Consider the following 9746-nt stretch of genomic DNA (forward strand, 5'->3'; position numbering starts at 1 on the left):
CATTGCGGGGATCGGGGGAAAATTCAGGTACTTTTTCCCTGAAAATTAGGTAGTTGACCACCTGAAAATCGGTAAAACCCCACACCCCACACCCCACACCCCACACCCTGCCCCTAGGAAAAGCTTTTTCAGCAAACCCTAATTAGTCATCGATTAGCTCTTTGTCAAGGGGAACTGATGAGCAAACGAGGACAATATCACCTTATGTTTACCCGTCAAGCTAATAGTTATCAATAACCTGAGTTCCCGATTTTGCCGAGTAAAAAACCCCCAGTGTTCAACCGAGGTTAAATTGTAGGAGAAATCCAATCATGAGGATTAAACCTCTTGCATAATTAATTTTTGATGGTTCAAAAACGGCAAAAATAAGGATTAAATTGCATAAAATTGGTAAATAGACCATTTAATTGATTATTATTCATTCTTAATTCTCCTGACTACTGACTACTGACTACTGACTCCTAACCCTAACAACAATTTTTGATTTTTACAAGAGGTCTATTTTAGTCCAGTTTCCCTCTCTCGCTCCGGAGTGAGAGAATAGTCATACTTAGTTTTTTTGTCCCGATCGAGAGTATTTTCTGAGATAGATCATTGCCGATCTGGGGATAAAAAACCGTAATTTCGCCCGATATAACCTTTTATTTGCCCCTATGACTGTCAAAATCGCTCTTAACCCCAATCAGATTCAAAATCTGGATCTATCATCTTTAGAGACTATTATTCAAGATTATCGGTCCCGATCAGCGATCGCCGAACTAGAACAAGCTCTACAATTAGAGATAGATTATCCTCGCGCGGAGGGTGATATGCGGGAATTATCGGAGATAGCGGAAGTTAGGCTGTGGTTTCTGCGTTTAGATGCGGTTTATCCCTGGCTAATCTTTATTCTTGACCCAAAACAGGGAGAAATCGCCCGTTATGCTGCTATGTTGGTCCCCCATCAATTCCATCGCGGGGAAGGAATTCAATATAATCCCGAAGCTTTAGAGATTTTTGTGATGCAAAAACTCTTTATTTTGTCTGATTGGCTGAAAAGTCAGCAAATTCCTGCTTTATCTCGCTTAAAATTTTTCGCTCAACAGTTTGGTTACGATATCGACGAGGAATTTCTCTCTAGTCTCTAAAAGCCTCCTGCGCTGACTAGATAAGGTATTTTTAATATATGGCAAGCTACTGTCTCGCCCAATTTAGCGCCACCAATACCCCTATCAGAGAATCATGGATACAAAATCCTTTAAACGTACCCTACAGCAATCGGATAACTATAACCGCAAGGGATTCGGTCATAAAGAGGAAGTAATGGATGCGATGACCAATGAGTATCAAAGCGACCTGATCCAAGAAATTCGTGAAAATAATTATCGTTTACAACGGGGGGACGTGACGATCTATCTCGCTCAAGCTTTTGGTTTTTGTTGGGGGGTAGAACGCGCTGTCGCCATGGCCTACGAAACTCGTCAACATTTTCCCCAGGAACGTATCTGGATTACTAACGAAATTATTCACAATCCCTCGGTTAATCAGCGTCTGCGCTCCATGGCCGTGGGTTTTATTCCGGTCGAAAATGGCCAAAAAGACTTTACTGTGGTGGAATCGGGGGATGTGGTGATTTTACCTGCTTTTGGGGCCAGTGTCTCGGAAATGCAAATACTTAACGATAAGGGTTGCATGATTGTGGACACCACTTGTCCCTGGGTTTCTAAGGTGTGGAATTCCGTGGAAAAGCACAAAAAAAGCGACCACACTTCGATTATTCACGGCAAATATAATCACGAAGAAACGATCGCCACTAGCTCTTTTGCTGGCACTTATCTAATCGTTTTAAATTTGGATCAAGCTAATTATGTCGCTAATTATATTCTCCACGGTGGCGATAAAAATGAGTTCTTAGAGAAGTTTAAAAATGCCCATTCCCAGGGTTTCGATCCCGATCGCGATCTAGATTATATCGGTATTGCCAATCAAACCACGATGCTGAAAAGTGAAACGGAGGAAATTGGCAAACTCTTCGAGCATACTATGTTGAGAAAGTACGGACCGATCGATTTTAAAGATCATTTCATGAGTTTTAATACCATCTGTGATGCCACTCAAGAGCGTCAAGATGCCATGTTTGAACTGGTGAAAGAACCGCTTTCTTTAATGGTGGTAATTGGCGGTTATAATTCCTCTAATACCACTCACCTACAGGAAATAGCGATCGAGCGTGCCATTCCCTCCTATCATATCGATAGTGCCGAGCGCATTCTCCCCGGTAATCGCATCGAACATAAACCTTTAGGTGGCGATTTAATCATCACTGATAACTGGTTAAATGAGGGAAAAATTATCGTCGGAGTGACTTCCGGTGCTTCCACTCCTGATAAGGTGGTAGAAGAGGTAATCGAGAAAATTTTTGCGCTCAAATCTTCTTTAGTCCAGGGTTAATTAGCTTAGGTGTTAACCTTTGGCAATGGCTGCATCTCATAGCACAAACAGGAGATGCAGCCGATATTTTTCTCAGTGGGATTGCTCAGAAACTAACTAGGGTCTGCTGAAAAAGTTTTTCATGGGGACAGGGTGTGGGGTGTGGGGTGTGGGGTGTGGGGTGTGGGGAGAAACAATTCATAACTTGAGAGTTAATCACACTATTAAAAAGGGATTTGGTATCAGATTTATTCAGCAAACCCTACAACCTTTCTCGTAAAGGTGAAGCATACAGTAATCCTTGCTAATCAAGTGTTTTAGACGCAAGAACGAACCTCATCTATCTGAGAAACGCTGTAACTACCGCAATCTTGACATTGACGTTAGAACCGTTCGGCTCTTCTCGTAAGAGCCAATATTTTCCTAAAAACGGCGGGTTTTATCGATTCCGTAGATAATTCCCGTCACCACGGAAGAGAGAATTAATAACAAAATTAATCCTCCGGGTAAAAAAGATAATATTCCCATGCCGCGCAATATATAAACTAACACGGTCACTAATAGGAAACCGAAAAAAAGAGACTTTAAATAACTAGAGCGCATTTACTTAGATTAACACTTACTCTTGACTTAAGTTTAACTTTTCGGCAATCATTGCCAGGATTTTTTCTTCCCTTTTTCCGTTACTGATAGATTCCAGTAACCGGCAATTGAGGATAATTTTTTCCCCGTTGGATAAGGTTAAAATAATCCGTCGGTAATTAGACCCCAAAAAGCCTTTGTACTCTTCTACTTTTGCCTCAACAATTCTCTCTAGAAGATAATCACTTTCACTTCTAAAAGTTAAATGTTGTCGCCTACGGGTTAGGGTAGCGGTACCCTGATTAAAGACATAACTCTCCCAATAGCTGACATCATAAAGTAATAACAGACCTGACAATAAGCATAACATACCCCAGAGATAATAGGGATAATTATGGTGGTGTTCTAGCAGTGCTGACAAGGTATCTAGGGGACTTTTGGCAATAATTTCCTGAGCTTGATATCTATTCACAAAACTCTCAAATCGAGTTTTAAAATCACTAGCTGACTGCACATCCCGAAAATTCTCGATGTAGAGATAGTTATTTCTCCCGACCAATAAAACCGTGTTATTAACAGTTTTTTTCTGCTCAACACTGATAAAAACTTCTTGATAGACAGCCGTAGCTTTAATGTGAGTTAAAGAAAAATTTTCCCGACTAGAAACAGGAAAATTATACTCTTGGACATATTGACAATCTATTCTTTTTGTGCCTAACCTCATGCAGTTGAGATAAGCGCGCTGGAAAGAAACCAAATATGCTAAAAACAGCAAAGGAAACCCAGCCAGAAAAAACCCCAGAAAAGGACGATATTTAGGAGCCTTATTCTCTAATAAGAGTGTAGTCAGCGTTTTTTGCTTAACTCGCATAGGAAACCCTACAGGTACTTTGTTCTAATTGTACTACAGCTTTTTTCAGCATCCTTCTCAGGATCGATTTATTTAATCTGCTGACGGGGAAAATTGTAATGATTATTCACGAAAATCTGACATCAGTCTCTAGACTGCCTCTATCTTGACCTTTTTTGTCTGGGTTTGGCACGGTAAAACCCTGTTTATCGAGTTTTTGTAAAGCTTTGGCGGTTTTTTGTTTATTGTTTGTATTTAAAGTAAATGTATAAACAAAGCTGTTTTTATAAGTTTTTATGACTTTAAAAAACTTTATAAGCTCTAAAAGATTATTTATATAATTTTTAAGCGTTCAATCTCACTCTAGCTATAGCAGATAAAAATTGAGCCTCTTTCCAAGGGGTGGGGAGATGGTCAATAATTGGGATCAAAGCACTGATAAACAAACTCACCATTCAAGCGCACATTTAGGAGAACTTCCATGCCTTTAACACTCGCAGTCTACGGAAAAGGTGGCATCGGTAAATCGACAACAAGCTGTAATATTTCGGCCGCTTTAGCCAAAAGAGGCAAAAAAGTCCTACAAATAGGCTGTGACCCCAAGCATGATAGCACCTTCACCCTGACAGGCTTTCTGATTCCCACAATCATCGATACCCTGCAAGAAAAAGATTTTCACTACGAAGACATCTGGCCCGAAGACGTTATCTATGACGGTTACGGTGGTGTCAAATGCGTGGAAGCGGGGGGGCCTCCGGCCGGTGCCGGTTGTGGCGGTTACGTCGTCGGGGAAACGGTGAAATTATTAAAAGAATTGAACGCTTTTGATGAATTTGACGTGATTTTGTTCGATGTTTTGGGGGATGTGGTTTGTGGAGGATTTGCCGCACCCTTAAATTACGCCGATTACTGCATAATTGTCACAGATAACGGCTTTGATGCTCTTTTTGCCGCCAATCGCATCGCTGCTTCCGTCCGCGAAAAAGCGCGCACTCATCCCCTGCGACTAGCCGGATTAATTGGTAATCGCACCTCAAAACGCGATTTAATTAATAAATATGTAGATCATGTTCCCATGCCAGTGTTAGAAGTTTTACCCTTAATTGAAGATATTCGCGTCTCCAGAGTTAAAGGTCAAACTCTCTTTGAAATGGCCGACAAGGACCCGATGTTAAGTTATGTTTGTGACTATTATCTCAACATTGCCGATCAGATTTTAGCCAAACCAGAAGGAGTTATTCCCAAAGAATCTGCCGACCGGGAATTATTCACTTTATTATCGGATTTCTATCTTAATGCCGATAAACCGAAAGTTAACGCCGAGGAAGAATTAGACCTGATGATGGTTTAGATTATTTTGTCGGGTGGGTTAGGGACAGCGTAACCCACCAATAACCACCAATAACCACCAATAAACTCTTTTTCTGGGTGGGTTACGGCGAATAATTAACTTATTAGTTAATAGCCTAACTTATCGTCGCCTAACCCACCCTACCCACGAATTTTATCGAGGACTCGATAATGATCATTTTTTCCTCTCATTGGGAATTCTAATAGGGAAAACATCATTATTTAGCCAAGGGGACAAAATGAGCAACTTTGAGGAATTAAAAGCCAGCTTACCGCGGCGATGGTTAGATTACTACCAAAATAATCAAGCTTGGATTAAGTGTTTAATGAATTCCAGAGGTTCGTGGCGAAAAACTCCCGACGGTGGTAAACGTCCGAATTCCGACATCATTATAGGTGCGATTACCGTTTTAGAATCTCAATTATCAGTGTGGATGTATCCCTTTTGTCAACTTAGTTCCGATGGCGACAAACTGCTAGAAGTTTTAGGATTAAATTTTGATCCTGAGAAGAAACAACTAGAAAAGAAAGAAAGAGAATTAAGTAATTCTTTATATCCTAATGAGGATCCTGTACTGCAAAAAATCCGCCAAGAGTTACAACGAGAAAACCTAAATAAACCAAGTTAAAGGAGAACCCAAAAACATGACCGCCACCCAAGAACCGAGCGCTTTACAATTTGATTGTGAAACTGGCAACTATCACACCTTTTGTCCGATTAGCTGTGTTGCTTGGTTATACCAAAAAATCGAAGATAGTTTCTTCCTTGTTATCGGCACAAAAACCTGTGGTTACTTCCTGCAAAATGCTATGGGGGTGATGATTTTTGCCGAACCGCGTTATGCCATGGCTGAATTAGAAGAAGGGGATATTTCCGCTCAACTAAAAGACTACGAAGAACTAAAACGCCTCTGCTTACAAATTAAACGAGATAGAAACCCTAGCGTTATCGTTTTTATCGGTACTTGTACCACCGAAATTATCAAAATGGACTTAGAAGGATTAGCACCGAAACTAGAGTCAGAAATCGGTATTCCTATCGTGACAGCGCGCGCTAATGGTTTAGATTATGCCTTTACCCAAGGGGAAGATACCGTCCTCGCTTCTATGGTGCATAAATGTCCCGAAAAAGTTAAGCACGAAGATGAAAAAGAAGAACGGAATGCCATCCAGAAACTCCTAACTTTTGGACGTAAAAAAGAAGAAATTAAACAGGAAGAATCGGAATATAAAGACCATCCTCCTTTAGTTTTATTTGGTTCCGTTCCCGACCCGATTGTGACTAATTTAACCCTAGAATTGAAAAAACAAGGAGTTAAAATTGATGGTTGGTTGCCAGCCAAACGCTTTACTGAATTACCGGTAATTGAAGAAGGTTATTATGTCGCTGGTGTCAATCCTTTTCTATCACGAACTGCCACCACTTTAATGCGTCGTCGTAAGTGTAAATTAATTGGCGCACCCTTTCCCATCGGTCCGGATGGAACCCGCGCTTGGATAGAAAAAATCTGTTCTGTTTTGGGAGTACAACCGCAAGGATTAGAAGAAAGAGAGGCAAAAATTTGGGAAAGTTTAGAGGATTATCTGCAACTTGTGCGCGGTAAATCGGTCTTCTTTATGGGGGATAATTTACTAGAAATTTCTCTGGCACGTTTCCTAATTCGTTGCGGGATGACTTGTGATGAAATCGGTATTCCTTACATGGATAAACGCTACCAAGCGGCCGAATTAGCATTACTAGAAAAAACCTGTAATGATATGGGTGTTCCCATCCCGAAAATTATTGAAAAACCTGATAACTACAATCAGATTCAGCGCATTTACGACTTAAAACCCGATTTAGTGATTACAGGAATGGCCCATGCAAATCCCTTAGAAGCGCGGGGAATTAACACTAAATGGTCGGTAGAATTTACTTTTGCTCAAATTCATGGTTTTACCAATGCGCGAGATATTTTAGAATTAGCTACTCGTCCCCTGCGTCGCAACAATAACCTCAAGGAATTGGGTTGGGACAAGTTAGTTAAAGAGTCAGCAAAAGTGTAAATTTGTTTTCAAAAGGCTACAATCATCAGGTAAGGAAAATCAATTCCTTACCTTTTTTCTGTATTTAGTTCACGTCAATGTCCAATAACTTATCTCACCAAAAACCCTATCATCTCAACTTTAGCAGTGAGGATTTAGGCACGGCAAAACCGACTATCACCCTATTATCGGGGGAACCAGAACGCTCGCGCTATATTGCTGAAACTTATTTACAAAATGCACGTTTACTATCGGATTATCGCGGATTAAATAGTTATCTTGGCTATCTAGATAATTCTACCCCAATTCTTCTGGCTACCAGTGGCATGGGTGCGCCATCTTTGAGTATTGTGGTTAATGAATTAATACAGGTGGGAATTAAAACTATTATTCGTATTGGTACTTGTGGCGCAATTCAAAATAGAATAAAAATCGGTGATATTATTATCTCGCAAGCGGCTTTATGTAGGCAAGGTGCAGCTAATGATATTGCTCCTCCGGAATATCCCGCAGTGGCGGATCCTTTTTTGACAGTTGCTCTAGTCAAATCGGCTCAATTTTTGGGAGTAAATTATCATGTAGGTATTACCGCTTCTGTGGATAGTTTTTATGAAGGACAGGAAAGAATCCTGTCTTCTGCTAACCCTTATCTTCAGCGTCACTTAGAGGGAATTACGGAAGAATATCGACGTTTAAATATTCTCAATTATGAAATGGAAGCGGGAACTTTATTTAAAATGGCGGGGGTTTATGGATTTACTGCCGCTTGTATTTGTGCTGTGATTGCCCAAAGAAGCAAAGAGGAAGGGATTAGTTTAGAAAGCAAACAACAGGCCATTGAAAAAGCGATTCAGGTGGCAATATTGACCGTTAGCAACCTCTCCCTATCCTCAATTGATTAACTTTCATAAATCATCTTCATTAAGACTTCCTCTTTTTCCTGACTTTGGGGATAACAGGAGATGAGTTTAGCGCGTAATTCCTGAATTGATTTAATCACATTATCGGCTAATTCTTGGTCGCCATTGCGCCAGCCAAGGGGTGCTAGATGGGTGCGATTGGCTAAGGGAACTACTGGTTTTAAGAGTTGTTGACTTAGTTCTTTAATGAACCAAGCTACTGTATCTTTAGCCTGTATATCCTTAGCAAAGGCGATAATTTCCAAGAGTCGAAATAGGTTACTATTGCTAATTAAACAACGGGTTTCCTGCACGTTTGGCTGTACGTCTAAACCCAAACTTTGCACTAATTTAGCTAGGGCAGCTATGGGAATTGCGCTATCTATGCCAGCAATTACAGGAGCCAGTAAAAGCGAGGGTTGATTTTTCAGAGATACGGCATGAATATCGGTATTATTCAGCGATTTTTGGATATCTTCGGCTTGATTTTTGCCGACACAACCACTCAAAACCTGTTCTAGTTCTGTGTTTTCCACATCACTTAAAACCTCTAAAAGGGAGATATATTTACACCCTAAACTATGGCCCATCCAAAAATAATTAGGATTACCAGCAGTGGGATCTTCTAAATACAACTCAAGGTTATCTTCATAGCCCAAAAACTTAGCTTCTTCATAAATAGCCTTTCTCAATCCAATCAAATCTTTGACCATTTCTAGGGAAACATTCCAATGACGAAAAGTAAAACGATAGGGAATAGCAATAAGGGTATAGCCCCGTTCAAAGACTTGTTTGAGCAGATAACGATAGAACAGATTGGGAAAAGTGCCGAAGAAAGCACCACCGATAAAATAGACAACCCCAATCGGTTTAGGATTGATAGCAACCCAGTGAAATTGCAGGGGAATAAACTTAAATTCTGCTGTCATTGTTTTTCGGTATGTAATTGTTAATTTGGCGATTAGGGAAACAATCTTATAATGATTAAAAATCTCGGCGGCCAAAATAATTGATCGCCTTGTCTAATTAGGGTACATTAATTTGCTCAAAAAAGTTTATTTTGTTGCGAATATGTAATAATTTTTGACAAAAGTAAATTCTCACCCCAAAAATTCGCTTCTTCTTAGTCTTCTAAGCTAATCTTGATGGGATTAATTTGCCATCGGTGAAGTCAAGACCGTTAGCGACGAGACGATTATAAAGTCGCGGACAAGCTAAAGCGAAGGATTGTCCTCACGGCATTTGGTGGGATTAGGAGCTAATAAGGTGAGATAATGGGAAAAAATTGGTGGCTCTTCGGGAATTGTTATGCAAATAATTAACTTAAAATAAAATTCGATGAGAGCGCCTACGCTCAAAAGTAGCTGAAATCCATATAGGGAAGGACTTAAGGCACAAACAGGTTAATACCAAAAGATAGACAATCGAGTTAAGATTTGATATAATAGCCAAAAACGAGATTATTTTACTTATGATACTTGACAAATTTTGGTGGTGATTCGGTAGTAGTGATGGCGGCTTAATCCTTTGCTTTGCTGTGCATTGTAGTCATGGATAAAATACCAAAGGGCTCCCCAACGTGATTCTCCATTTTTTTAGAGAAAGATAGACTCTCTCTCACCAGCCGAGAA

10 protein-coding genes are annotated in these 9746 nt (G+C 40.2%); 6 read left to right on the top strand and 4 right to left on the bottom strand.

From position 1 onward, the window contains the following. The first annotated feature begins 653 nt into the window (after nt 1-653). Together O9295_RS22235 and O9295_RS22240 are read left to right on the top strand one after the other, a co-directional pair. Complete coding sequence (locus O9295_RS22235; protein WP_002795611.1) at nt 654-1127, top strand: CRR6 family NdhI maturation factor; 474 nt, start codon at nt 654-656, stop codon at nt 1125-1127. Between the two features lie 94 nt (nt 1128-1221). Further along, on the top strand, nt 1222-2430 hold the full coding sequence (locus tag O9295_RS22240) for a 4-hydroxy-3-methylbut-2-enyl diphosphate reductase (protein ID WP_288035441.1): 1209 nt from the start codon (nt 1222-1224) through the stop codon (nt 2428-2430). Between the two features lie 402 nt (nt 2431-2832). Here the strand turns inward: O9295_RS22240 and O9295_RS22245 are convergent, their stop codons facing one another. Beyond that, complete coding sequence (locus O9295_RS22245; protein ID WP_002800951.1) at nt 2833-3012, bottom strand: hypothetical protein; 180 nt, start codon at nt 3010-3012, stop codon at nt 2833-2835. A 16-nt stretch (nt 3013-3028) separates the two neighbouring features. After that, on the bottom strand, nt 3029-3862 hold the full coding sequence (locus tag O9295_RS22250) for a hypothetical protein (protein ID WP_079209663.1): 834 nt from the start codon (nt 3860-3862) through the stop codon (nt 3029-3031). 460 nt (nt 3863-4322) lie between these two features. Between O9295_RS22250 and bchL the strand changes: the two genes are divergently transcribed. The 4 genes from bchL to O9295_RS22270 all read left to right on the top strand — a co-directional run bounded on the left by bchL (nt 4323) and on the right by O9295_RS22270 (nt 8118). After that, on the top strand, nt 4323-5192 hold the full coding sequence (bchL, locus tag O9295_RS22255) for a ferredoxin:protochlorophyllide reductase (ATP-dependent) iron-sulfur ATP-binding protein (protein WP_002759152.1): 870 nt from the start codon (nt 4323-4325) through the stop codon (nt 5190-5192). 238 nt (nt 5193-5430) lie between these two features. Continuing rightward, nucleotides 5431-5820, top strand: a complete 390-nt coding sequence (locus O9295_RS22260; protein ID WP_288035444.1) for a DUF5331 domain-containing protein — start codon at nt 5431-5433, stop codon at nt 5818-5820. Nucleotides 5821-5836: 16 nt separating this feature from the next. After that, on the top strand, nt 5837-7237 hold the full coding sequence (locus tag O9295_RS22265) for a ferredoxin:protochlorophyllide reductase (ATP-dependent) subunit N (protein WP_194013365.1): 1401 nt from the start codon (nt 5837-5839) through the stop codon (nt 7235-7237). A gap of 77 nt (nt 7238-7314) precedes the next feature. After that, nucleotides 7315-8118, top strand: coding sequence for a nucleoside phosphorylase (locus O9295_RS22270; RefSeq protein WP_288035446.1), 804 nt, complete (start codon nt 7315-7317; stop codon nt 8116-8118). Here the strand turns inward: O9295_RS22270 and O9295_RS22275 are convergent. Both O9295_RS22275 and O9295_RS22280 read right to left on the bottom strand, forming a co-directional pair. Beyond that, a complete protein-coding gene (locus tag O9295_RS22275) occupies nt 8115-9044 on the bottom strand; it encodes a DUF1350 family protein (protein WP_288035447.1) in 930 nt (309 codons plus the stop codon). The genes O9295_RS22270 and O9295_RS22275 overlap by 4 nt on opposite strands. Nucleotides 9045-9329: 285 nt before the next feature. Then, nucleotides 9330-9473, bottom strand: a complete 144-nt coding sequence (locus O9295_RS22280) for a hypothetical protein (protein WP_288035450.1) — start codon at nt 9471-9473, stop codon at nt 9330-9332. Nucleotides 9474-9746: the final 273 nt, after the last annotated feature.

The organism is Microcystis sp. LE18-22.4A (genome assembly GCF_027531105.1).
Lineage (GTDB): Bacteria > Cyanobacteriota > Cyanobacteriia > Cyanobacteriales > Microcystaceae > Microcystis > Microcystis aeruginosa.

Excerpts from the sequence above, each read along its gene's own strand:
- O9295_RS22270 (WP_288035446.1), top strand. The coding sequence starts at position 7,315 with ATGTCCAATAACTTATCTCACCAAAAACCCTATCATCTCAACTTTAGC.
- O9295_RS22250 (WP_079209663.1), bottom strand. The coding sequence starts at position 3,862 with ATGCGAGTTAAGCAAAAAACGCTGACTACACTCTTATTAGAGAATAAG.
- O9295_RS22265 (WP_194013365.1), top strand. The coding sequence starts at position 5,837 with ATGACCGCCACCCAAGAACCGAGCGCTTTACAATTTGATTGTGAAACT.
- O9295_RS22235 (WP_002795611.1), top strand. The coding sequence starts at position 654 with ATGACTGTCAAAATCGCTCTTAACCCCAATCAGATTCAAAATCTGGAT.
- O9295_RS22240 (WP_288035441.1), top strand. The coding sequence starts at position 1,222 with ATGGATACAAAATCCTTTAAACGTACCCTACAGCAATCGGATAACTAT.
- O9295_RS22245 (WP_002800951.1), bottom strand. The coding sequence starts at position 3,012 with ATGCGCTCTAGTTATTTAAAGTCTCTTTTTTTCGGTTTCCTATTAGTG.
- O9295_RS22275 (WP_288035447.1), bottom strand. The coding sequence starts at position 9,044 with ATGACAGCAGAATTTAAGTTTATTCCCCTGCAATTTCACTGGGTTGCT.
- bchL (WP_002759152.1), top strand. The coding sequence starts at position 4,323 with ATGCCTTTAACACTCGCAGTCTACGGAAAAGGTGGCATCGGTAAATCG.
- O9295_RS22260 (WP_288035444.1), top strand. The coding sequence starts at position 5,431 with ATGAGCAACTTTGAGGAATTAAAAGCCAGCTTACCGCGGCGATGGTTA.